Genomic DNA, 24,193 nt, shown 5'->3' on the forward strand with positions numbered 1-24,193 from the left:
GAAAGCCGCTGAGTTTACCATAGCCTAAGCGATGTTGCGACGGACTCACCCGCCGCACACATAACCTGTTGATACCCCCTAAGCGCTGACGGTAAAACCCAACATCATGCCAGTATCTTCATGTTCCAACAGATGGCAGTGGGCCATATAAGGCATACTGGCTGGTGCGAGGTGACTAAAACGCACTAATATCTCACTGCGAGCACCTTCCACTCGTACAATATCTTTCCAGCCACGGCGATGCTCTGCCGGTGGTTTGCCGTTTTCTGTCAAAATACGGAACTGTGTCCCGTGGACATGGAAAGGATGTAACATCATGTCGCCTTCACCAGAAACGGTCCACTTCTCGAATTTCCCGAGCTTCGCGTCAAACGCCGGTTCAGTCATCGAGAACGGTTTGCCGTTAATCATATTGGCATGGCTGAAATCAAAAGCTGCCGCACCTTTCATCGCGCCACTCGCCATGCCTTTCATATTGCCACTCTCCATACCGGCCATATTACTGTGATCCATGCCATTCATGGCACCGTTACCCATGTTCATGCCAGCCATTGCTTGCATACCATAACGGCTCATCAGCGCTTGCATCCCTAACATATCCAATTTCGGATCCATCATCAGTTGGAACCAGCGCTCTTGCAGGCCAGTGGCATCGGCTAATGCCGGTACCACAACCAGCGAATCCGGGAGCACCTTGCTACCGGCGGCCAGTGATGGCTGAATGCGCAATACCGGTAATGGCTTATCGAACGGGGCCAGGGTCATACCCATCTGTTTCACTGGCAAAGTAACCAGATCAAGCGGCTTACCATCAGCGGTATCCACCAGCACCTCAAAACGTTCACCCATCAGTATTGGCAACTCACGCACGGCTACCGGTTCGGCCAGTAAGCCACCGTCGCTGGCAATCACATACATCGGGCGGCCATCGCTGAGTGCCAAATTAAGGGAGCGGGCATTACAGCCATTGAGCAGCCTTAGCCGCACCCAACCGCGTGGGGTGATTTGCTGCGGATAGTGTGCTCCATTGGTAAACATCCGATCGCCAAACCAACCAACAGCCGCCGTTATCACATCTAACTGATAATCAATCTGCCCATCTTTACCCAGTAATTTATCCTGCAAAATAACCGGAATATCATCTACACCCCACAGCTTTGGCAGAGGAAGTTTCTCGCTCTCACTGTCATCGATCAGGACCAATCCGCCTAAGCCCATGGCCACTTGCTGGCCAGTCTTCCCATGAGTGTGGGGATGGAACCAGCAGGTAGCCGCCGGTTGATCGACACTAAAAACAACCTGCCGGGTTGTGCCGGGTTGAATCAGTGCCTGTGGACCACCGTCCACTTCGCCGGGGATTTCCAGTCCGTGCCAGTGCACCGTGGTCGCTTCTGGTAGGGAATTAGTGATATCAATAGTGACCGGTTTGCCTCGTTGCAAACGGATGGCAGGCCCCAGTAGATTGCCATTATAACCCCAGGTCTGCGTTGCTGCGGAGGGTAGCCAGGCCACAGTACCAGTCTGGATATTCAAATTAATTTTGCTATTGGCATCGGGCTGGAGCAGAGGTGGAATAGGCAGTGGTGAGAAATCTGCGGCCAAGGCCGCGCGGCTCCATAACGGCAGTGAAGTGGCGGCTCCAAGAGCTGCCGTTAACTTAATAAAATCACGGCGATGCATGGTCGTCTCCATCTTGATAATGAGTGAGTGCCTGCAAGACACAAAAACAGCAGTCTGTGAGCTTAAACCCTCCCCTTACAGGAAGGTCAAGACGTAATCAATCACTTGGTGAATCAATCCAAATCAGGTAAGTGATTCTGGTGATAAATCTGCTTGCAGTAACCTCGCCTGGCAAGGCGCATGGTGCGGGAGAGTCACCTGCATCGCTAACAACCCTGCGGCTTCAACTACGAAGGGTATAATAAAATTTACTCTGAACCATCACAGTGTGATAACGTCTGTTAACAATGAACAAGCCTGTTTCCGCTATGAAAAGAACAACGTTAGTTATGCTGCTGCTTACTCTGTGCGGATTTTCATCTGCCAGTTCTGCATTAAGTGAATCCGAAGCAGAAGATCTTGCGGATCTGACTGCGGTATTTGTCTATCTGAAAAATGATTGTGGTTATAACGAATTACCCAATAACGAAATCAAACGGGCTATCGTCTATTTTGCTCAGCAAAATCGCTGGGACCTGCGTAACTATAATAGCTTTAATATGAAAGCGTTGGGCGAAGAGAGTTATCGCGACCTGCGTGGTATTGCTATTCCAGTTCCTACCAAATGCAAGTCTCTGGCCCGTGACTCGTTGAGTTTATTGGCTTACGCGAACTAACAATCCCGCCTTTATCCTTTCAGTCTGAAATTCCACCGTGCAACCTCATCCAGAGTTGGCTATGATGTTGCCCCCATTTTTCATGGCTGTTACTGCGAAGGAGAAGCCCCGAACATGTCACAGAAAGAACTATGGTATGAAACATTGCATGCCAACTTCGGTCAGTATTTTTCAGTAGAAAATGTGCTGTACCACGAGAAAACCGAGCATCAGGATCTGGTGATTTTTGAAAATCCCGTGCTGGGCCGTGTCATGGCACTGGATGGCGTGGTTCAGACGACCGAGCGCGATGAGTTTATCTATCACGAAATGATGACTCATGTGCCGTTACTGGCCCACGGTCAGGTGAAGAAGGTACTTATCATCGGTGGTGGTGATGGTGCCATGCTGCGTGAAGTCAGCCGCCATAAAAATATCGAACAGATTACCATGGTGGAAATTGACGCCGGTGTCGTGGAGTTCTGCCGCCAATATCTGCCGAATCACGGTGCGGGTGCCTATGACGATCCTCGTTTCACATTAGTTATTGATGATGGTGTTAATTTCGTTAACCAGAGCACTGAAAAATTCGATGTCATCATCTCCGACTGTACCGATCCCATCGGCCCAGGAGAAAGCCTGTTTACCTCAGTTTTCTACGAGGGATGTGCCCGTAGCCTGAACCAAGGCGGCATTTTTGTGGCGCAAAACGGCGTATGCTTCCTACAACAGGATGAAGCCGTCGGCAGCCACAATAAGCTTAACCACTATTTCAGTGATGTCAGTTTTTATCAGGCCGCAATTCCGACCTATTATGGCGGTATTATGACCTTCGCGTGGGCGACTCAGAACCCCTCGCTGCGTCAGTTGGATCTTGCCACGCTACAACAGCGTTTTGCTGAAGCAGGCCTAAACTGCCGCTACTATAACCCAGCCATTCATGTCGGCAGCTTTGCCTTGCCGCAGTATCTGCTGGATGCCTTAACAGCCAAATAAGGAGGTGAACTAAATTGTCCAAGCTTAAACTACACGGCTTCAACAACCTGACCAAAAGCCTGAGTTTTTGTATTTACGATATTTGTTATGCCGAGACCGCAGACGACCGCGATGGCTATATCGCCTACATTGACGAACAGTACAACGCCAACCGCCTGACCGAGATCTTGAGCGAAACCTGCTCGATCATTGGCGCAAATATATTGAATGTCGCACGTCAGGATTACGACCCTCAGGGGGCGAGTGTTACCATTCTCGTCAGCGAAGAACCGGTCGATCCGCGCGATGTTGATACCTCTGAGCACCCCGGCCCGCTGCCAAATGCAGTGGTTGCCCATTTGGACAAGAGCCATATCTGCGTTCATACCTACCCAGAAAGCCACCCTGAAGCGGGGTTATGCACTTTCCGCGCAGATATCGAAGTCTCTACCTGCGGAGTGATTTCACCGCTGAAAGCCCTGAATTACCTTATCCATCAGTTGGAGTCCGACATTGTTACGATGGATTATCGCGTGCGAGGTTTTACCCGTGATATCAATGGGATAAAGCATTTTATCGATCATAAGATCAACTCGATTCAGAATTTCATGTCTGACGATATGAAGTCGCTGTATCACATGATGGATGTGAATGTTTATCAAGAAAACATCTTTCATACCAAGATGATGTTGAAAGACTTCGATTTGAAGCATTATCTGTTTAACGCCAAGCCGGAAGAGCTGAGTGCCGCAGAAAGAGAACGTATTACTCGCCTGTTATATAAAGAGATGCAGGAAATCTACTATGGCCGCAATGTGCCAGAAATGTGATACGTTGCCGGTAATACCACTGTATTTATATGTTATTAATCAGTAATAAGTCAGACAAGAAACCGATTAATCGGGCATAACTCTTTTTGCCCGGTTAATACCTCCAACTCAAGGAATGACCCCGCGAATGAACCGCCTCCCCACCCTATATGGCATTATTGCAATCCTGCTTTGGAGCATGAGTGTCGCTTTAACGCGCGGACTATCTGAAACCTTGGGTCCGTTTGGGGCCGGAGCGGCAATTTACAGCCTGAGTGGAGTTTTGGTGTGGTTGGTGGCGGGTAAACCTACGTTACGTGGACAGCATCCAGCTTATCTGTACGGTTGTGGTTTACTATTTGTGGTGTATATGGTGGCGTTCGCTTTGGCTATTGGTATGGCTAATGACCGTCAGCAGACACTGGAAATTGGCTTGATCAATTACCTGTGGCCGAGTTTAACCTTGCTGTTAGCGGTTCCATTACTTAAGCTGCGTGCCCGTTGGTGGTTATGGCTGGGAGTTGCACTTGCTCTATTCGGTGTAATCTGGGTAGTCAGCGGTGGAAACGGACTAGATATCAACGTATTGAGCACCAATGTTCGCAGTAACCCTCTGGCCTACAGCCTGGCACTCATCGCGGCGTTTACCTGGGCGGCTTATTCCAATCTGGTCCGTTTGTACAGCCGTGGACCAGGGGCGTTGCCGCTGTTTTTACTCGCCTGCGCCCTGTGTTTGTGGGTCATGTTCTTTATGCTGACCCCCGGCAAGTTGCATTTCACCACACGGGCAACATTTGAACTGTTACTTATGGGAGCCAACACTGCGCTGGCCTATCTGTGTTGGGATATTGCCATGAAAAAGGGCAATGCCACATTAGTGGCTGCTCTATCCTACTTCACACCACTGCTATCGATATTGATTGCCAGCTTGTGGCTCAATACCCTGCCCTCAGCCGCTTTCTGGCCTGGAGTGGCGATGGTGGTGGTAGGTTCTCTGCTGTGCTGGTCTGCCAGCCGCAATCCCCTTCGGACTTGAAGCCGCAGGTTGGCAGCAACTCCAAGTTCTTTGAGTAAATATTTTATTTAGAAGTAATGAAGTTACGATAGCCTTTCAATACCAGCAGAAAGTCCTCTAACCCGCACAGACAGAGGCTTTCTTCATCATAGTAATTCATGCCCTCTTCCATCTCATCGCCGTCTAGATCCAGTTGATTGGCACGCACCATCACTTCTTCCCCATCCAGCCACAAGGTATATTCATGGCCGGTCAACTGCCACTGGCGCTCACTGCCTTTCACTTCCATAGCGGCAGCTTCAATTTGATCGAGTTTCGCCAGGTCGCCCTTAATCTCTTCATTGAGCCAATGGCCGATCACTTCATGTCCCATGGAGAATCTGACCAGCACTTGCCCTGTTAAATCACGCAAGAATTCATAGTCCATAGCATGCCCTCCTGATGCTCTTATAATTATTGTAACCGTATTTAGCCCACCCACTTGGCGCAAGCTCGCAAAGCCGGTAAATACCACTAAGATTTCACTACCAGACGGTTTGTTTAAAATAGAAACGGGAGGCCATAGGCCTCCCGTCAGATACGTATTATACATCATACCCAAAGTAATTGGTGTTACAGATAGGCGGCAAGCTAACAGCCCTGTAACTCCAAAGACAAAGGGTATAGCTGTTTAGACTGCGGTTTGGAAGATAACACCGTCAGCTTTGTCCGTATATTGGCTCAACTGATCGAAGTTCAGGTAGCGATAAGTATCCTCTGCGGTCTTATCAACCTGAGCCATATAAGTTTGATATTCCTCAGGCGTTGGCAGACGCCCCAGCAGTGATGCAATCGCCGCCAGTTCAGCCGACGCCAGATAGACATTTGCCCCATTCCCCAAGCGATTCGGGAAGTTACGGGTTGACGTAGAAACCACTGTCGCACCATCAGCCACACGAGCCTGGTTACCCATACACAGTGAACAGCCCGGAATCTCAATACGGGCACCACTCTTACCAAAGACGCTGTAGTAGCCCTCTTCGGTCAACTGCGCGGCATCCATTTTGGTCGGCGGTGCAACCCACAAACGTGTTGGCAATTGGCCTTTGTGTTGATCCAGCAACTTACCTGCCGCGCGGAAATGGCCGATGTTGGTCATGCAAGAACCGATAAACACTTCATCGATCTTGCTATTCGCCACATCAGACAATAAGCGGGCATCATCTGGATCGTTTGGCGCACACAGAATAGGTTGCGTGATATCAGCCAGATCGATTTCGATCACCGCTGCATATTCCGCATCGGCGTCGCCTTCCAATAGATTTGGATTCGCCAGCCAGCTTTCCATACCATTAACACGGCGCTCCAACGTACGACGGTCACCGTAGCCTTCCGCAATCATCCACTTCAACAAGACGATATTGGATTGCAGGTATTCGATAATCGGCGCTTTATCCAGTTTAATGGTACAACCGGCAGCAGAACGCTCAGCAGAGGCATCAGCCAGTTCGAACGCTTGCTCGACTTTCAGCTCTGGCAGGCCTTCAATTTCCAGAATTCGGCCAGAGAAGATGTTCTTCTTGCCTTGCTTCTCAACCGTCAGCAGGCCTTCCTGAATCGCGTAGTAAGGAATTGCATGCACCAGATCACGCAGAGTGATACCCGGCTGCATTTTACCTTTAAAACGCACCAGCACCGATTCAGGCATGTCCAAAGGCATTACACCTGTTGCGGCCGCAAAGGCCACCAAACCAGAACCTGCCGGGAAGGAGATCCCAATCGGGAAACGAGTATGGGAATCACCACCGGTACCAACCGTATCTGGCAACAGCATGCGGTTCAACCACGAGTGGATGATGCCATCACCAGGACGCAGCGATACGCCACCACGGTTCATAATGAAATCAGGCAAAGTATGGTGAGTGGTCACATCAACGGGCTTAGGATAAGCGGCAGTATGACAGAATGACTGCATCACCAAATCAGCGGAGAAGCCCAGACAGGCCAGGTCTTTCAGTTCATCACGGGTCATCGGGCCGGTGGTGTCTTGTGAACCGACCGAGGTCATCTTAGGTTCGCAGTATTCGCCTGGGCGCACACCTTCAACACCACATGCGCTGCCAACCATTTTCTGTGCCAGCGAGAAGCCTTTATTGCTTTTGGCAACCGGCTTCGCCACACGGAATACTTCGCTGACTGGCAGACCCAGCGACTCACGAGCTTTAGTGGTCAAGCCACGGCCAACAATCAGTGGAATACGCCCACCAGCACGGACTTCGTCCAGCAACACGTCAGTTTTCAGCTCGAAGGTCGCGAGTATCTCACCAGTATCATGGCGGCGTACTTCGCCGAGATACGGGAAGATATCAATCACGTCGCCCATGTTTAGATTGGCAACATCCACTTCGATTGGCAAAGCACCGGCATCTTCCATCGTGTTAAAGAAGATCGGGGCAATTTTGCTGCCCAGCACCACACCGCCGCCGCGCTTGTTCGGCACGTAAGGGATGTCGTCGCCCATAAACCACAGCACCGAGTTAGTGGCGGATTTACGGGAAGAACCGGTACCGACTACATCACCGACGTAGGCCAGCGGGAAACCGATTTTGTTCAGTTCTTCGATCTGTTTGATCGGGCCAACGCTACCCGGTTGATCTGGGTGAATGCCTTCACGGGCATTTTTCAGCATCGCCAAGGCATGTAGTGGAATATCAGGGCGCGACCAGGCATCTTGCGCCGGGGACAAATCATCGGTATTGGTTTCACCGGTTACTTTGAATACGGTGACCGTGATTTTTTCGGCCAAAGGCGGTCGGGAGAGATACCATTCGGCATCAGCCCAGGATTGCATCACCTTCTTGGCGTGTGGGTTACCCGCTTTGGCTTTTTCTTCCACATCGTAGAAGTTATCAAACATCAGCAAGGTGTGAGATAACGCTTTGCCCGCAATCGGTGCCAGCTTTTCGTTATCTAACGCATCAATCAGCGGATGAATGTTATAACCGCCCTGCATAGTGCCAAGCAGTTCAATCGCTTTTTCAGCGTTAATCAGAGGGGAGTTGGCTTCACCCTTGGCAATCGCCGCCAGGAAACCGGCTTTAACGTAGGCTGCTTCATCAACACCGGGTGGAACACGGTTGATCAGCAGATCTAACAAAAATTCTTCTTCGCCCGCCGGCGGATTTTTTAATGATTCAACCAGCGCGGCCATTTGTGATGCATCTAATGGCTTGGGGACGATACCCTCAGCAGCACGCTCGGCTACGTGCTTACGGTATTCTTCTAGCACGACTCTCTCCTCGCTTTTATTGTCATTTATACCCATCATCTTTCAAACCGCAGATGTGTTGGCTGCTCTCGCTCACCCGAATCACTTACTTATGTAAGCTCATCGGGACTCTCTCGTTGGCCGCCTTCCTGCACCTTGAAATCTATTGGGTATATTTCCAGGCTATCAGTAGCCACCAGCCATCATCACTGATGCAGTAGGTGTAAGTAAGATGCCCAGTTTGCCCAGCCAGCATACCAGTATTTGAACTCAGTGTTAATTCGTTCACATAAAAGCAACATTAAATTTTTGCTGAATCGTTGAGCGCAGTGTAATCACCTGAAGTATTGATAATGGCTCTCAGTTAGCCTCTCACCGTAGGGCAATATCCGCAAAAACACCGCTGTATGATAACCACAGTAAATGAATGGATACCATCTCTCTATGAGAATCTCGTGCTATTGATATGACTTTTAGGGTGATAAATAACGAAGGGAAGATATTGTGGCGATAAATGAAGCAGAAACAGCCGATAACCACTGTTTCTGCTTTGATAAAAGACTCTATGCCCCAAGTATGAAGGGCATTTAGAATTGGGTATTCAAGCTAACAAAATAGGTCCGGCCCGGCTCATTGTAAGTCGCTGCCCCTGCACCCGCGATACCGGCTACGCTCTGAGCATTCCCGGCACGGAACTGGCGTTTGTCGAACAGGTTTTCAATCCCAGTGGTGACACTGACATTTTTTGTCACTGTATAGCTAGCACTGAGACCAAAGATGGCATATGGGCTGACTTCATTGCGTGCCGTACCCGTAACCGGCAGACCTTGATAGTCATATTTTTTCGGCTTCTGACGCCCATACCAGGTCACCGTGGATAGCAGTGACAAATCATCAGTTGCCTGCCAGTTCAGTGAACTATTCAAAGTAAACTCCGGCGTGATCGATAAGTAATCGCCGGTGCTTTTGTTCTTCGACTCCAGCATGTAGGTCAGATTGCTGCTCCACTGTACTGTCTCAGTGAAGGGCACGGTCAGATTACCTTCCAACCCTTCCACCAACGCTTTCGGCACGTTACTCCACTTGAAGATATCGGAATTAGCATAAGCACCGGTACCACCACTGGCAGTCCCGAGGGAGACCAAACCCGGCTCGATCTTATTACGATAATCATTACGGAAGTAAGTGATACCGGCAATAATGCCGTCATCGTGGAACTCGAACCCGATCTCTTTGTTTACGCTGGTTTCAGCAGACAGAGAATCATTACCCATCAGGTAGCAACTGCCGCCACCGCCATAGCAACCTTGACCACGGCTATATAACAGATAGTTAGGGTTGGTTTGATAGAGATTTGGCGCTTTATAAGAACGGGCAATACCCATTTTCATGGTGAAGTAATCACCCAGTTCCTGTGACAGATTCAGGCCCGGACTCCAGTTGCTTCCCGCGGTGCTGTGATGATCAAAGCGCAGTGCTGGGGTGAGCATGGTGGTATCCGTCAACTCGATATTATCCTCAACAAATACCGAGGCTATCTGCGCCGAGCTACGAGTATTACGCCCAGTCCCCGTCAAGCCGCTGACACTGCCACCCTCACTCGTCGTTTGGGTATTAGAGCTTGGATCGTTCATTTTCTGGTCATTCCATTCCGCCCCCACGGTCAGCACCTGATTAACGCCCAATTCAAATGGCAGGTTAACCTCGGAGTGGGCCAGATAGTTGTCCAGCTTGATAGTACTGAAATATTTATTTGAGAATATGCCTTCTGTACCGCCCGCCAGCCCCTCATTAATTCGTGAGTTGCGCGTATCTTCATACTGAAAATAGGAGGTTGTACTGACGCCGTTATCCCAAAAGCCACGGTGTGTTAGCGAGAAATTATCGCGGTACATCACGTTAGTTTCCGCACCGTATAAGCTGCGAACTATGGCATTGCTGTTTGTGTTTTGTGTATCACCGGCATAAATATTTCCCTGGCGGCTATAACCTGCCTCGAACTCCAGAGATTGGCCTTGGGCAAATTCCCAACGCAGTAACCCGTTGATATCTTTATTTCGTACCCCTTCACGGCCAGCAGGCAGTGTACCGGCCTGGTTACCGGTACGGGCAGATTCATGGCCTTGGTTAATATCCCAATCATCAGCATCGGTTTTATTGTATCCGCCATACAAGCGGAAACTGACGGTATCACTTAGCGGCCCCAACAGACTGAAATCGGTACGACGAGTCGCGCCTTCCTCACTGTGCTGCGGCAGGTTCATGTAGGCGTTCCAGCTACCATGTAGTTCTTTGTCCGGCTGTTTGGTGATGATATTCACTACACCACCGGCTGCACCGTTGCCATAGCGTGCCGCTGACGGCCCGCGTAAAACTTCTATTTTCTCAACCATATTCGCGGGAACCCAGTTGGTATCACCACGGGTATCACGTTCACCACGCCAGCCATAACGCACCGCATTACGGCTGGAGACCGGTATGCCATCAATCATAATCAGCGTATTTTCAGGTCCCATGCCACGAATATCAATTTGGCGATTATTGCCACGCTGACCACTGGCAGAGTTACCGGAAAGATTAACACCCGGCATGGTGCGGATAATTTCGGACAGGTCATTCGCGGGTGGCCGTTTGCGGATATCTTCTGCGGTGATAGTGGATGCCCCCAGCGCCTGACGAACTTGCTGTTGAGCGGTCACCACCAGCGTATCTCCGGTGGTTGCCGACCCACCGGCCACAGCAGGCTCTTGCTGCGATGTGGTGGCGGTTGTTTGCGCTGTCGTCTGTGTCGCTGCTGTGGACTCAGCTTGATTTGTCGCTTGAGTTTGTGCCCAGAGCGGAGTCGATATGCAAATACCGATCAATGTCGTCAGAGAACGCCGTTGCCATTTTACTTTCATTACACTTTCCCCTGATGCAAAAAAGCCCACAGCAAATATCCGCAGAGTAAAATCTCTGGCAATCTATTCGTTGGGCGATAAAGGCGAACAAGATTGATAATTATTTCCATTATCAATTCATCGCGTTAATTGTTACATTTGCATATAGGGAAAAGGTTTGTGCAAACAGCAAATCTGTTTGTCAGAACGTCAATGTTGTCATAATGTCAGTAGAGAGTTCGTCATGTCGACGGTGAAGCAAAACAAATTACGCAATGTCTCTCCCTCATCCAAACCGATTTATCGTGAACAAATTGTGCAACAATCGAATCTGGTTGCCAGTGATTATCAACTGAGCAGCGTGAAATCATTGTCCACTGACCCGGTATTGTTTGGCGACTTTCAAGTATTGCGTCTGAACCCACATCTGATTTTACATACCGCGAATGTCACCAACCTCTGTGATATCAAGACACAAAACCGGCTTAATCCAGCACTGAAACTGGCTATTGTGGTTAGTGGCAGCGCGCATATCTCATTCGGCGGTCAACAGTTGCATTTGCAGGAAAAAGGCGATGCCTCGCTGGTCTCATTAACTGAAAGCACCCTGTTTACTCGCCACGGTAAAAACAACAGTCACGAGCGCACATTAACACTGACTTTTGACCGTGAATGGCTGTATGGCGATTTGCTGCCACAAGCCGGTGCATGGGATACGTTGTATAACTTTACCCAACAGCATCTGGCGATTCATTTATGGCGCCCATCAGTTCACTCGCAAGCCATTGCTCAGAAAATAGCGAGCGCCCCACCCTTTTCAACGCCGCTGGAGCGGTTGCAATGGGAAACACAATGTATTGGGCTGATCATTGAAGCGTTCAGTTCACTGGAGCAGCAAGCTCAACAGCAAAATAAAATCTCATTACGTGGATTGAACCGAGTCCAGCAGGTACGTGACTGGCTGGAAAGTGGTGAGGCTGACCACCTATCGATGAGTGAATTAGCCGGTCTGGTGAATATGAGCCAGAGTACCTTGCAGCGACGTTTTCGTGAAAGTTACCACATTACGGTATTTGAATATCTGCGCCATTGTCGTTTAAAGCGGGCCATGCTGGCATTACAGAAAGAAGGAGTCAGTATCGATCAAGCCGCCGCCATTGCTGGTTATACCAGCCCAGCCAACTTTGCCACCGCACTGCGGCGGACCTTTCATATCTCGCCCAGTCAACTACGGGCGGGATCGATTTTTGATCGATAAAAAATACCTGAGTGATAAAAACCTTTAAACAAAAAAACGGCCCCTGTTAAGGAGCCGCTTCATTATCTTGCTGTATTAGCGAAAATTATTTCTTTTTCGCTTTCGGATTAGGCAAGTCGGTAATGCTACCTTCGTAGATTTCCGCAGCCAGACCGACAGATTCATGCAAGGTAGGGTGAGCATGGATGGTCAACGCGATATCTTCCGCATCACAACCCATCTCGATCGCCAGACCGATTTCACCTAACAGTTCACCACCGTTAGTCCCAACAATGGCACCACCGATGATACGGTGAGTTTCTTTGTCGAAGATAAGTTTAGTCATACCGTCTGCGCAATCTGAAGCGATAGCACGGCCCGATGCCGCCCACGGGAAGGTGGAGGTCTCAAAACTGATGCCTTTTTCTTTCGCTTCTTTCTCAGTCAGACCCACCCATGCGACTTCAGGTTCAGTGTACGCAATAGATGGAATGACTTTCGGATCGAAGTAATGTTTCAGGCCGGAGATAACTTCAGCAGCAACATGACCTTCGTGCACACCTTTATGTGCCAGCATTGGCTGACCCACGATGTCACCGATAGCAAAGATATGCGGCACGTTGGTACGCAGTTGTTTATCAACGTGGATAAAGCCACGCTCATCAACTTCTACACCAGCCTGACCGGCATCCAGCAATTTGCCGTTAGGTACACGGCCAATAGCCACCAGAACGGCATCATAGCGCTGTGGTTCTGCTGGCGCTTTTTTGCCTTCCATCGTGACATAGATACCGTCTTCTTTGGCTTCTACCGCCGTCACTTTGGTTTCCAGCATCAGGTTGAACTGCTTGCTGATGCGCTTGGTGAAAACTTTCACCACGTCTTTATCAGCAGCCGGAATAACCTGGTCAGCCATTTCTACCACATCAATTTTCGAGCCCAGCGCATGGTAAACCGTACCCATTTCCAGACCGATGATGCCACCGCCCATAACCAGCAGACGTTCAGGTACGGTTTTCAGTGCCAGTGCATCAGTTGAGTCCCAAACACGTGGGTCTTCATGAGGAATAAATGGCAGTTGGATTGGGCGAGAACCGGCCGCGATAATCGCGTTATCGAAGGTAATGGTAGTTGGGCCATTTTCGCCTTCAACCACTAAGGTATTCGCGCCAGTAAATTTACCAAAACCATTAACCACTTTGACTTTACGGCCTTTAGCCATACCTGCCAAACCACCGGTCAACTGATTGATAACTTTCTCTTTCCAGACACGGACTTTATCAATGTCAGTTTTAGGCTCACCAAAAACGATACCGTGTTCAGCCAGCGCCTTAGCTTCTTCGATAACTTTGGCAACGTGCAACAATGCCTTGGAAGGGATACAACCCACATTCAGGCAAACACCACCCAAAGTAGAGTAACGCTCAACCAGAATGGTTTCCAAACCTAAATCCGCGCAACGAAAAGCAGCAGAGTACCCTGCTGGACCTGCCCCAAGTACCACGACCTGAGTTTTAATTTCAGTACTCATCATGACCTCTTAATTGTTTGTCCGGCGAAATACCCTTCATCTTTCAAACTGTAGGCGCGTTAACACCCCTGCGACTTCAAGAACGAAAGGTATAACAAGGCCGGCGCTAAGCCGGCCTTGACGATTACATCACCAGACGACGAATGTCGGCCAGCATGTTGTTGATGATGGTGATAAAGCGCGCACCATCAGCACCGTCAATCACACGGTGGTCGAAGGAGAGCGACATCGGCATCATCAGACGCGGCTGGAACTCTTTACCGTTCCAGACTGGCTCTATCGCAGACTTGGATACACCCAGAATAGCCACTTCCGGCGCGTTAACAATCGGCGCGAAGTGAGTTGTCCCGATACCGCCCAGGCTGGAGATGGTGAAGCAACCGCCCTGCATTTCGCCAGCGGTCAGCTTACCATCACGAGCTTTCTTGGAGATAGCCATCAGTTCACGGGACAGTTCAGTGATGCTTTTCTTGTTCACATCCTTGAATACCGGAACGACCAGACCATTTGGCGTATCTACCGCGACACCGATGTTGATGTACTTTTTCAGTGTCAGCTTCTGACCGTCTTCGGACAGTGAGCTGTTGAAACGTGGCATCTGCTCGAGAGCAGCAGCAACAGCTTTCATGATGAACACCACTGGGGTGAACTTCACGTCCAGCTTACGCTTGGCAGCTTCGTCGTTCTGCAGCTTACGGAACGCTTCCAGATCGGTGATATCGGTTTTGTCGAAGTGAGTTACATGTGGGATCATGACCCAGTTACGGCTCAGGTTCGCACCAGAGATTTTCTGGATACGGCCTAATTCAACTTCTTCAATCTCACCGAACTTGCTGAAATCAACTTTCGGCCAAGGCAGCATGCCCGGCAGACCGCCGCCAGTGGCAGCAGTTGGTGCTGTTTCAGCACGTTTGACCGCATCTTTCACGTAGGCCTGAACGTCTTCGCGCAGGATACGACCTTTACGGCCGGTACCTTTCACTTTCGCCAGGTTTACGCCAAATTCACGCGCTAAACGGCGGATAACCGGCGTGGCATGCACGTAAGCGTCATTCTCAGCGAACTCGCCTTTGCTCTCAGCTTTCGCGCCAGGAGCGCTGGCCGCTTTAGCCGGTGCAGCAGCAGGAGCCGCTTGCTGGGCAGGCGCGGCAGCAGGGGCTGCGCCTTCCACTTCGAACACCATAATCAGCGAGCCGGTTTTAACTTTGTCGCCAGTGTTGATTTTGATTTCTTTAACGGTACCGGCAAATGGTGCTGGCACTTCCATTGAAGCCTTATCGCCTTCAACGGTGATCAGTGATTGTTCAGCGGCAACTTTATCCCCGACTTTAACCATCACTTCAGTCACTTCAACTTCATCATCGCCGATGTCTGGCACGTCGACATTTTTAACCGCAGAGGCTGTTGCCGCCGCCGGTGCTGCTGCCGGTGCTGACTCAGTTGCCGCAGCGGGTGCCGCAGCACCTGCTACTTCAAATACCATGATAAGAGAACCGGTGCTGACTTTATCGCCAGTGCTGATTTTGATCTCTTTAACGGTACCGGCGAATGGCGCTGGCACTTCCATAGAGGCTTTATCGCCCTCTACAGTGATCAGCGATTGTTCAGCCGCAACAGTGTCGCCCACTTTGACCATAATCTCGGTGACTTCAACTTCGTCAGAACCGATATCCGGCACCGCAACGTCTTTCGCCGCGCTGGCCACAGAAGCCGCTGCCTGAGCCGGGGCTGCTGGCTTTTCTTCGGCTGTTGCAGGCGCCGCAGCGGCACCTGTTGCTTCGAAGATCATCATCAGTTTGCCGGTCGCGACAGTATCGCCAACTGCAATTTTGATTTCTTTAACTACGCCCGCCTGCGGTGATGGGACTTCCATGGAAGCTTTATCACCTTCAACGGTGATAAGCGACTGTTCCGCTTCAACGGTATCGCCTACTTTCACCATAATTTCGGTGACTTCCACTTCATCTGCACCGATGTCTGGTACGTTAATTTCAATAGCCATTTGTTCTTTACCTCTTATGCCAGACGCGGGTTAACTTTATCGGCGTCGATACCAAACTTGGTAATTGCTTGTGCAACTACGCTGGCGTCGATGTCACCGCGTTTAGCCAATTCACCCAGAGCTGCAACCACAACGTAAGAAGCATCAACTTCGAAGTGGTGACGCAGGTTCTCACGGCTGTCAGAGCGGCCGAAACCATCTGTACCCAGAACGCGGAACTCGCTGGCAGGAATGAAGTTACGAATTTGTTCAGCGAACAGCTTCATGTAGTCAGTTGAAGCAACTGCTGGTGCGTCGTTCATGACTTGAGCCACATAAGGAACGCGTGGCGTTTCTGTTGGGTGCAGCATGTTCCAACGCTCACAATCCTGACCGTCACGAGCCAGTTCAGTGAATGAAGTTACGCTGTACACGTCAGAACCAACACCGTAGTCGTTAGCCAGAATCTGAGCCGCTTCGCGAACGTGACGCAGGATTGCACCTGAACTCATCAACTGCACTTTGCCTTTGCTACCTGCAACAGTTTCCAGTTTGTAGATACCTTTACGGATACCTTCTTCTGCGCCCTGTGGCATTGCTGGCATGTGGTAGTTTTCGTTCAGCGTGGTCAGGTAGTAATAGACGTTTTCCTGCGCTTCACCGTACATACGCTCCAGACCGTCATGCATGATGACAGCAACTTCATAAGCATAGGCCGGATCGTAAGAGATACAGTTCGGGATAGTCAGTGACTGAATGTGGCTATGACCATCTTCATGTTGCAGACCTTCGCCATTCAGAGTAGTACGACCTGAAGTACCACCGATCAGGAAGCCACGCGCCTGTTGGTCACCCGCAGCCCAGCACAGGTCACCGATACGTTGGAAACCAAACATGGAGTAGTAGATGTAGAACGGGATCATTGGCAGATCATTGGTGCTGTATGAGGTCGCAGCAGCCAGCCATGAAGAGGCAGCACCCAGTTCGTTGATCCCTTCTTGCAGGATCTGGCCTTTTTCGTCTTCTTTGTAGTAAGCAACCTGCTCACGGTCTTGCGGGGTGTACTGCTGACCATTCGGGCTGTAAATACCAATCTGACGGAACAGACCTTCCATACCAAAAGTACGCGCTTCGTCAGCAATGATTGGAACAATTCTGTCTTTGATAGATTTGTTCTTCAGCATCACGTTCAGCACACGCACGAAGGCGATAGTGGTAGAGATCTCTTTGTTCTGCTCTTCCAGCAAGGAGCTGAAATCTGACAACGCAGGGATTTCCAGCTTCTCGGTGAACTTAGGCATGCGGGTTGGCACATAGCCTTCCAGCGCCTGACGACGTTCATGCAGATATTTGTACTCTTCGGAATCTTTCTCGAAGGTAATGTAAGGCAGTTTTTCGATATCAGCATCGGCAACTGGTACATTGAAACGATCGCGGAAGTGGTGAACCCCTTCCATGTTCATTTTCTTCACCTGGTGAGCAATATTTTTACCTTCTGCTGTTTCGCCCATGCCGTAACCTTTAATGGTGTGGGCCAGGATAACAGTTGGTTTACCGGTGGTTTCTTGTGCTTTCTTCAGTGCGGCAAAGACTTTCTTCGGATCATGACCGCCACGGTTCAGAGACCAGATCTCATCGTCGCTCATGTCTTTCACTAATGCAGCAGTTTCAGGGAAACGGCCAAAGAAGTGTTCGCGGACATAAGCGCCGTCTTTGGATTTAAAGGTCTGGTAGTCGCCATCCAGGGTTTCGTTCATCAATTGGATCAGTTTACCGCTGGTATCTTTACGCAGCAGCTCATCCCAACGACTACCCCAAATCACTTTCAGAACCTGCCAGCCAGCACCATTGAAGATACCATCCAGCTCATTGATAATCTTGCCGTTACCGGTAACCGGGCCATCCAGGCGCTGCAAGTTACAGTTGATAACGAAGACCAGGTTATCCAGTTTTTCACGGGTCGCGATGGTGATCGCACCTTTGGATTCCGGCTCATCCATCTCGCCGTCGCCCAAGAAGGCGTACACGGTCTGTGCTGCAGTGTCTTTCAGACCACGGTGATGGAGGTATTTCAGGAACTTGGCCTGATAGATTGCACTGATTGGGCCAAGGCCCATCGATACAGTTGGGAACTGCCAGAATTCAGGCATCAGTTTCGGATGCGGGTAAGAAGACAGACCCTTACCATCGACTTCCTGACGGAAGTTATCCATTTGCTCTTGAGTCAGGCGGCCTTCAAGGAAAGCACGCGCGTAAACACCTGGAGAAATGTGGCCCTGGAAGTAAACCAGATCGCCGCCGTCTTTTTGGTTACGAGCACGGAAGAAGTGGTTGAAGCAAACCTCGTAGAAGGTAGCGGAAGACTGGAAGGATGCCATGTGGCCGCCCAAATCCAGATCTTTCTTCGACGCACGCAACACGGTCATCACAGCATTCCAACGGATAGCGCTACGAATACGACGCTCAAGCTCCAGGTTGCCAGGGTAAGCGGGTTCGTCTTCTACCGCGATGGTGTTGATGTAATCACGGTTGGCAGAACCTGCCGCAACGCTCACGCCACCTTTACGGGCTTCGCCCAAAACCTGATCAATCAGATACTGAGCACGCTCAACACCCTCTTCACGGATGACCGATTCGATCGCCTGTAGCCAGTCGCGGGTTTCGATCGGATCCACGTCATTATTTAAACGTTCTGACATGGTGGTATTCCTTATCTGTTTCTAATGGTTTATTTGGAGCCTATCTTCCTGTGCTTTAACCCCAGGCTAAAGCACGTGCCCTGGTGAAAACACCGGAAGATAGGCCCATCAGTTTGTCCCCGTCATACTTCAAGCTGTAGAGGCGTTGGCTGTACTCTCTCACTCCAGTCACTTACCCAAGTAAGCTCCTGAGGATTAATGAGTCTCTTTGAGACTCACCCTACGGGCTAGCATAAATGCTGTTCAAATCGGCCTACGACCGATTTGTCATTCCCTTGCCGCCTACCTACAACTCGAATTATTTTGGGTATAGTTGCCGCTAATAATTCTCAAATGAGAATAACTACCCAACGAAATTGGAGTTACGGCAGCGCTGCCAGAGAACGAATCTCGATGAGCTGACCCAAGTCAGTGATTCGGGTGAGTTCACGCAGCTGACAACCCTGTAGCTTCAAGTACGAGGGGTATAAAACGAGTTATTGAGGTCTTGCAGAGGCGCAACCTGAATGATTCGTTTCTAGTCCTTGCGCTGTTGGAGCCGACGCAAAGATCGCTCACGGCGACTGTGCTCCCGACTAAGATCCAACAGAATTTCCTCGATAAACGCCAAGTGACGGTGTGAAGCTTCGCGGGCTTTCTCTGGCTCGCGTGCCACAATCGCCTCAAAAATCCCGGCGCGGTGACTGCTTACTGTTGCCAGCATTTCGCGGCGCGAGTAAAGCAATTCAAAGTTCTGTCTTACGTTTTGTTCCAGCATCGGCCCCATGCAACGCAGTAAATGCAGCAAAACCACATTATGCGCAGCCTCTGTGACAGCCACTTGATACTGCATAACGGCATCTGCCTCAGCATCTAAATCGCCGTTATCCTGCGCTTGCTGAATAACAGTATGGCATTCACGGATACGTTGCAGATCTTCATCAGTGCCGCGCAATGCTGCATAATAGGCAGCAACACCTTCGAGAGCATGACGGGTTTCTAACAGATCGAATTGTGATTCTGGATGGTCAGCCAGTAGCTCTGCCAGCGGATCGCTAAAGCTTTGCCACAGATTGGTTTGCACGAAAGTCCCGCCCCCCTGACGACGCAACAGCAGTCCCTTAGCTTCTAAGCGCTGAATTGCTTCTCGCAAAGAAGGTCGGGAAACATCAAATTGCTTCGCCAACTCGCGTTCAGGCAGTAATTTCTCCCCCGGACGCAGCGTCCCTTCCAAGATCAGGTATTCGAGCTGCTGCTCGATGACATCTGATAATTTGGGCTGACGTATTTTGTTGTAGGCCATAATTTGTTGTAAGTCGCGCTGTAAGCCGTATTGAGTGAATCGTCTCTGCGAGTAGCGCGGAGTCAATTGGTAATACCAATTTCAAAAACGTGACGATAAAGTAACAAAGTATTCACTAGCTGTCCATACGGACCTTGACCAAAATCATGAAACCCAGCACATTTTAACAACTTCACTGATAAAGCAATGCAAAGTGATAACGTAGCAGTGGTAATACCATTACCTGGCAGCCTCGAGTTTTAACTTTTATGAAACGGGTAATTAGGCAAGCTGAAGCGTTAAAGTGATTTTATTTGTGAATATAAATCCTGTAAATTTGAATTTATATTCAAACAAAAACAAGAGAAGTCTGTATCCCTCTGTCTCTCGCCTTAAAACTGGTATGACCATTATAAAAATGGCTTACTGGTGGCTTTTCAACCCAAAAAAGCACATTCCTGCTTTTCCTCAAAACAACAGCTTGATCACGCATCAACATTTTTCTTGCTGTTTTGGCTAAAACTTCACCGATTAAAATAAAAAGCAGATGCAATAATTCTCGCCTACCACTATTCTCTTTTAAACGGTAGCCTAAAGAGAAAATTCCCAGAAAAGACACCGTAAACAAAATAATACAAATAATGTAATCAAAACCTTACGCATAGCAAGCGGCACCTATTTATACCCAATAGATTTCAAGTTGCGGGAAGGCGGTAAGAGATTATTCCAAGGATGGGCTGAGTAACGAGTACAGCCAATATATTTGCAGTTTGAAAGATGACGGGTTTGCCCGCTAAAAGTGACAACGACAGAGGATGCAACAATGAGTGTTCAACAGGAAGGTGCAGAGCTAAAGCGGGGGCTTAAAAACCGCCACATACAGCTTATTGCCTTAGGTGGCGCAATTGGTACCGGATTATTCCTTGGTATCGCGCAAACCATTCAAATGGCGGGGCCTTCAGTGCTACTGGGGTATGCAATCGGCGGCTTTATCGCGTTTCTGATTATGCGCCAGTTAGGAGAAATGGTAGTCGAAGAACCAGTCGCGGGTTCTTTTAGCCACTTTGCTTACAAATATTGGGGGAACTTTGCCGGTTTCGCTTCTGGTTGGAACTACTGGGTACTATATGTGTTAGTGGCGATGGCCGAACTGACCGCCGTAGGTATCTATGTACAATATTGGTGGCCGGAGATCCCAACATGGGTGTCAGCGGCAGTATTCTTCTTAGCTATCAATGCCATCAACCTGGCAAATGTCAAAGTGTATGGTGAAATGGAGTTTTGGTTCGCCATCATTAAAGTGGTCGCTATCATTGCAATGATTCTGTTCGGTGGATGGTTACTACTTAGCGGGCAAGGCGGCCCGGAAGCCACAGTGACTAACTTGTGGGCACAAGGCGGCTTCTTCCCTAACGGTGTCATGGGCTTGGTTATGGCAATGGCGGTGATCATGTTCTCCTTCGGTGGCCTTGAGTTAGTCGGGATTACCGCCGCAGAAGCCGAAAACCCAGCCCAAAGCATCCCCAAAGCAACCAATCAGGTTATCTACCGTATCTTGCTGTTCTATATTGGTTCTCTGGCAATCTTATTATCACTCTACCCGTGGGGAAAAGTGGTCGAAGGCGGTAGTCCATTTGTACTGATCTTCCATGCACTGAACAGCAATGTGGTCGCAACTGTATTGAATATCGTGGTACTGACAGCAGCATTGTCGGTCTATAACAGTTGTGTTTACTGTAACAGCCGCATGTTGTTTGGTTTAGCCAAACAAGGCAACGGCCCGAAAATGCTGCTAAAAGTCGATGGTCGCGGGGTACCTGTTATTGCTATCGCCGTCTCTGCATTTGCCACCGCTTTCTGCGTACTGATTAACTATCTGATCCCAGGCCGAGCCTTCGAATTACTGATGGCACTGGTAGTATCGGCGCTGGTGATCAACTGGGCGATGATTAGCCTTGCGCACCTTAAATTCCGTGCCGCTAAAAACCGCCAAGGTGTGATCCCACAGTTCAAAGCCTTCTGGTATCCGTTCAGCAACTACCTGTGCTTGCTGTTCCTCACCGGCATTTTGGTCATTATGTATCTGACACCGGGTATCCAGATTTCTGTGCTATTGATTCCAGCTTGGGTATTGCTACTGGCTATTGGCTACATCCTGAAAAATCGTAACCAACGCGCCAAATCCTGATAGCAGATTTCTCTCGGGAATCTGACGACATCATAGCTAATGGGTCAGCCACAGCGCTGACCCGTTTATTTTATTGTTTAACAAAACCGTGTTCGACTGACTCGCCATCTTCCATAACCCATTGATCCTATAGTGCTGTGCGCCCCAACAGTACAAACCAGATAATGAACAGTTTGATATTACTTATGTATTGAATTTGTCACGTTTCCTTTTTTGCCGTCTGGTTCAGACTTTGATGGCGATGGTACATTTGTGCATCTCTATAACCATTAACTTCTGATATCTCCCCGATTGAACAGCAATAATCCATCTTCAATGACTGTTTTTGATCCAAAACGGAGAGAATATCCATGAATACAGAACTAATAGTGAAGGAAAAGATCAGATATGAGATGGGGATGAGGTATGCGGGCTAATTAATCATATTTCGTTAAGACCGTACTGGCCGAGCACAAACTCTCCGGCCAGTGCCATAAATCAGAAAACTAAACTAGTGCACCATAAATGGTCAGTAAAGCCACTACTACAATCACCGTTAGTGTCACTTTTCGTGCTAACGAGACCGCAGACCTTGGCGTCTGTACTGGGTCTAAATGAGGCTCACGAGCCAAAGAGTACTGCGCTAATTGGGTCAGAACCTGATACTGCTGAGTTCTGAAATCGCCTAATGAGGCAAACCAAGCTGGTAATGCTCTTTCGCCGTGCCCCAACAAGGCATATGCCACACCCACCAACCGCACAGGTATCCAGTCCAGCCAATGTAACAGACGATCAATACCAGATTGAGAACGCTGTAAAGGTGTATGGTGTCGGGCTAACCAGGTTTGATATCCGCGTAACATCGCATAGCCTGCTAGCGCCACGGGGCCATAGTTAACACATACAACAAACCAGAAGATAGGCGCTAAATAGTAACGGAAGTTTATCCACAACAAGGCATTTTGTAGGGATTGTAAGCGAGCTTTCTCTCCGCTATCCATGGGTAAACCATGGATTAATGCTAACTCTTCTGCCATTTTATCGGTGGCATGGGCATCATTTTGGCGGGCAGCTTTAAGGTAGGCTCGATAGTGTTTACGAATCCCCCCGGCACCAATGCATAGCAGGCAAATCAGAATCCAAATCAACAACAGGGGGAAACCAAACAAGATATTCTGCACTAACTGCAAAATCAGCCATACCAAGGCCATCCACACGGCAGTCAGCAAAATAGTTTGTGCCAACGAAAAACGGTGTAAACGCGTGAATACGACTTCAAGGCGGTGGTCTAACTGCCAATGTTCGCCGAGTTTAAACAAGCGCTCCCATGCTAGCACCAGCAACAGCGTAAACAGTGTCATTAGCTCTTATTCTCCCTTTGCACTTAACCAGCCCTGGAAACAGGGCATATGCCTCCCGGCATGTATAAACCACACTATAAAACCAGGCAACAAGCAGCTGAGCTGCTCGACAACAAACCTGTGGTGAAGACTGAATCACCAGCATCACGATGGCGATGTTAACTTCACTAAACTCTGCTGATACAAAGCCCAATCAAAAGCGGGGCCAGGGTCGGTTTTACGTTGTGGCGCAATGTCACTATGGCCCGTCACCCGATCAACAGTTATCGGATAATGAGCAAATAACAGCACACTTATCTCATTCAAACTCCGATATTGTGCGGGCGTAAACGGTAACACATCCGTTCCTTCCAGCTCGATCCCAATAGAAAAATCGTTACACCGCTCACGCCCGCCAAAGCTTGAGACTCCAGCATGCCAAGCGCGTTGATCAAACGGAACATATTGAATAATTTCACCATTACGACGAATCAGACAGTGGGCTGAAACTCGCAAGTGAACAATATCAGCAAAATAAGGATGTTCATCGGCATTTAGTGTGCCAGTGAAAAGCTGATCGATATATGGGCCACCAAATTCACCAGGGGGCAAACTGATATTATGAATTACCAGCAGCGAAGGTACCTCGCATTCTGGCCGTTGATCAAAATGGGGAGAAACGACCCGTTTAACCCCTAAAATCCAGCCATTTTCTAACTGCATTGTTTATCTAAGCC

At 49.3% G+C, this 24,193-nt stretch carries 16 protein-coding genes; 6 read left to right on the forward strand and 10 right to left on the reverse strand.

Features of this window, described 5'->3' with window-relative positions:
• Positions 1-78 precede the first annotated feature (78 nt).
• Positions 79-1,680: a multicopper oxidase CueO gene (gene cueO / locus V2A84_RS15210; protein ID WP_083160472.1), complete on the reverse strand. Its 1,602-nt coding sequence runs from the start codon at positions 1,678-1,680 to the stop codon at positions 79-81.
• A gap of 308 nt (positions 1,681-1,988) precedes the next feature.
• On the opposite strand from cueO, the gene V2A84_RS15215 reads away from it, so the two are divergent.
• From V2A84_RS15215 to yddG, 4 genes are all read left to right on the forward strand, one after another.
• Entirely contained in the window at positions 1,989-2,336 is a 348-nt protein-coding gene (locus V2A84_RS15215) for a YacC family pilotin-like protein (RefSeq protein WP_016266377.1), read from the forward strand.
• A gap of 114 nt (positions 2,337-2,450) precedes the next feature.
• Positions 2,451-3,311: a polyamine aminopropyltransferase gene (speE, locus tag V2A84_RS15220; RefSeq protein ID WP_442848941.1), complete on the forward strand. Its 861-nt coding sequence runs from the start codon at positions 2,451-2,453 to the stop codon at positions 3,309-3,311.
• Positions 3,312-3,325: 14 nt separating this feature from the next.
• Positions 3,326-4,120 (forward strand): adenosylmethionine decarboxylase, encoded by a 795-nt coding sequence (gene speD, locus V2A84_RS15225; RefSeq protein WP_083160476.1) that lies wholly within the window; start codon positions 3,326-3,328, stop codon positions 4,118-4,120.
• 127 nt (positions 4,121-4,247) lie between these two features.
• Positions 4,248-5,135: an aromatic amino acid DMT transporter YddG gene (gene yddG, locus V2A84_RS15230; RefSeq protein ID WP_083160478.1), complete on the forward strand. Its 888-nt coding sequence runs from the start codon at positions 4,248-4,250 to the stop codon at positions 5,133-5,135.
• 43 nt (positions 5,136-5,178) lie between these two features.
• Here yddG and yacL read toward each other — a convergent pair whose 3' ends face one another.
• The 3 genes from yacL to V2A84_RS15245 all read right to left on the reverse strand — a co-directional run bounded on the left by yacL (position 5,179) and on the right by V2A84_RS15245 (position 11,261).
• Positions 5,179-5,541 (reverse strand): protein YacL, encoded by a 363-nt coding sequence (gene yacL / locus V2A84_RS15235; RefSeq protein ID WP_083160480.1) that lies wholly within the window; start codon positions 5,539-5,541, stop codon positions 5,179-5,181.
• Positions 5,542-5,784: 243 nt separating this feature from the next.
• Positions 5,785-8,382 carry a bifunctional aconitate hydratase 2/2-methylisocitrate dehydratase gene (gene acnB, locus V2A84_RS15240; RefSeq protein ID WP_442848942.1) on the reverse strand — a complete coding sequence of 866 codons (2,598 nt, stop codon included), beginning with the start codon at positions 8,380-8,382 and terminating at the stop codon, positions 5,785-5,787.
• 566 nt (positions 8,383-8,948) lie between these two features.
• Positions 8,949-11,261 carry a TonB-dependent siderophore receptor gene (locus V2A84_RS15245; RefSeq protein ID WP_153046286.1) on the reverse strand — a complete coding sequence of 771 codons (2,313 nt, stop codon included), beginning with the start codon at positions 11,259-11,261 and terminating at the stop codon, positions 8,949-8,951.
• A 223-nt stretch (positions 11,262-11,484) separates the two neighbouring features.
• Here V2A84_RS15245 and V2A84_RS15250 point away from each other — a divergent pair, with 223 nt between their 5' ends.
• Positions 11,485-12,498 (forward strand): helix-turn-helix domain-containing protein, encoded by a 1,014-nt coding sequence (locus V2A84_RS15250; RefSeq protein WP_083160484.1) that lies wholly within the window; start codon positions 11,485-11,487, stop codon positions 12,496-12,498.
• 85 nt (positions 12,499-12,583) lie between these two features.
• On the opposite strand, the gene lpdA is transcribed toward V2A84_RS15250, so the two are convergent.
• The 4 genes from lpdA to pdhR all read right to left on the reverse strand — a co-directional run bounded on the left by lpdA (position 12,584) and on the right by pdhR (position 19,970).
• On the reverse strand, positions 12,584-14,008 hold the full coding sequence (lpdA, locus tag V2A84_RS15255) for a dihydrolipoyl dehydrogenase (RefSeq protein ID WP_050086092.1): 1,425 nt from the start codon (positions 14,006-14,008) through the stop codon (positions 12,584-12,586).
• A 124-nt stretch (positions 14,009-14,132) separates the two neighbouring features.
• A complete protein-coding gene (gene aceF, locus V2A84_RS15260) occupies positions 14,133-16,010 on the reverse strand; it encodes a pyruvate dehydrogenase complex dihydrolipoyllysine-residue acetyltransferase (protein ID WP_372568682.1) in 1,878 nt (625 codons plus the stop codon).
• A gap of 14 nt (positions 16,011-16,024) precedes the next feature.
• Entirely contained in the window at positions 16,025-18,688 is a 2,664-nt protein-coding gene (gene aceE, locus V2A84_RS15265; RefSeq protein WP_083160488.1) for a pyruvate dehydrogenase (acetyl-transferring), homodimeric type, read from the reverse strand.
• A gap of 517 nt (positions 18,689-19,205) precedes the next feature.
• The gene (gene pdhR / locus V2A84_RS15270; RefSeq protein WP_049613280.1) at positions 19,206-19,970 is read right to left on the reverse strand and encodes a pyruvate dehydrogenase complex transcriptional repressor PdhR; all 765 of its coding nucleotides are present in this window, start codon (positions 19,968-19,970) and stop codon (positions 19,206-19,208) included.
• Positions 19,971-20,772: 802 nt separating this feature from the next.
• Here pdhR and V2A84_RS15275 point away from each other — a divergent pair.
• Positions 20,773-22,137: an amino acid permease gene (locus tag V2A84_RS15275; RefSeq protein ID WP_083160490.1), complete on the forward strand. Its 1,365-nt coding sequence runs from the start codon at positions 20,773-20,775 to the stop codon at positions 22,135-22,137.
• Between the two features lie 485 nt (positions 22,138-22,622).
• Here V2A84_RS15275 and ampE read toward each other — a convergent pair whose 3' ends face one another.
• Both ampE and ampD read right to left on the reverse strand, forming a co-directional pair.
• Positions 22,623-23,477: a beta-lactamase regulator AmpE gene (ampE, locus tag V2A84_RS15280; protein ID WP_083160492.1), complete on the reverse strand. Its 855-nt coding sequence runs from the start codon at positions 23,475-23,477 to the stop codon at positions 22,623-22,625.
• Positions 23,478-23,621: 144 nt separating this feature from the next.
• Complete coding sequence (gene ampD, locus V2A84_RS15285; protein WP_083160494.1) at positions 23,622-24,179, reverse strand: 1,6-anhydro-N-acetylmuramyl-L-alanine amidase AmpD; 558 nt, start codon at positions 24,177-24,179, stop codon at positions 23,622-23,624.
• Positions 24,180-24,193: the final 14 nt, after the last annotated feature.

It is taken from the genome of Yersinia sp. 2553 StPb PI (genome assembly GCF_052217105.1).
Classification (GTDB): domain Bacteria; phylum Pseudomonadota; class Gammaproteobacteria; order Enterobacterales; family Enterobacteriaceae; genus Yersinia; species Yersinia enterocolitica_E.

Excerpts from the sequence above, each read along its gene's own strand:
- cueO (WP_083160472.1), bottom strand. The coding sequence starts at position 1,680 with ATGCATCGCCGTGATTTTATTAAGTTAACGGCAGCTCTTGGAGCCGCC.
- V2A84_RS15215 (WP_016266377.1), top strand. The coding sequence starts at position 1,989 with ATGAAAAGAACAACGTTAGTTATGCTGCTGCTTACTCTGTGCGGATTT.
- speE (WP_442848941.1), top strand. The coding sequence starts at position 2,451 with ATGTCACAGAAAGAACTATGGTATGAAACATTGCATGCCAACTTCGGT.
- yddG (WP_083160478.1), top strand. The coding sequence starts at position 4,248 with ATGAACCGCCTCCCCACCCTATATGGCATTATTGCAATCCTGCTTTGG.
- yacL (WP_083160480.1), bottom strand. The coding sequence starts at position 5,541 with ATGGACTATGAATTCTTGCGTGATTTAACAGGGCAAGTGCTGGTCAGA.
- V2A84_RS15245 (WP_153046286.1), bottom strand. The coding sequence starts at position 11,261 with ATGAAAGTAAAATGGCAACGGCGTTCTCTGACGACATTGATCGGTATT.
- V2A84_RS15250 (WP_083160484.1), top strand. The coding sequence starts at position 11,485 with ATGTCGACGGTGAAGCAAAACAAATTACGCAATGTCTCTCCCTCATCC.
- lpdA (WP_050086092.1), bottom strand. The coding sequence starts at position 14,008 with ATGAGTACTGAAATTAAAACTCAGGTCGTGGTACTTGGGGCAGGTCCA.
- aceF (WP_372568682.1), bottom strand. The coding sequence starts at position 16,010 with ATGGCTATTGAAATTAACGTACCAGACATCGGTGCAGATGAAGTGGAA.
- aceE (WP_083160488.1), bottom strand. The coding sequence starts at position 18,688 with ATGTCAGAACGTTTAAATAATGACGTGGATCCGATCGAAACCCGCGAC.
- pdhR (WP_049613280.1), bottom strand. The coding sequence starts at position 19,970 with ATGGCCTACAACAAAATACGTCAGCCCAAATTATCAGATGTCATCGAG.
- V2A84_RS15275 (WP_083160490.1), top strand. The coding sequence starts at position 20,773 with ATGAGTGTTCAACAGGAAGGTGCAGAGCTAAAGCGGGGGCTTAAAAAC.
- ampE (WP_083160492.1), bottom strand. The coding sequence starts at position 23,477 with ATGACACTGTTTACGCTGTTGCTGGTGCTAGCATGGGAGCGCTTGTTT.
- ampD (WP_083160494.1), bottom strand. The coding sequence starts at position 24,179 with ATGCAGTTAGAAAATGGCTGGATTTTAGGGGTTAAACGGGTCGTTTCT.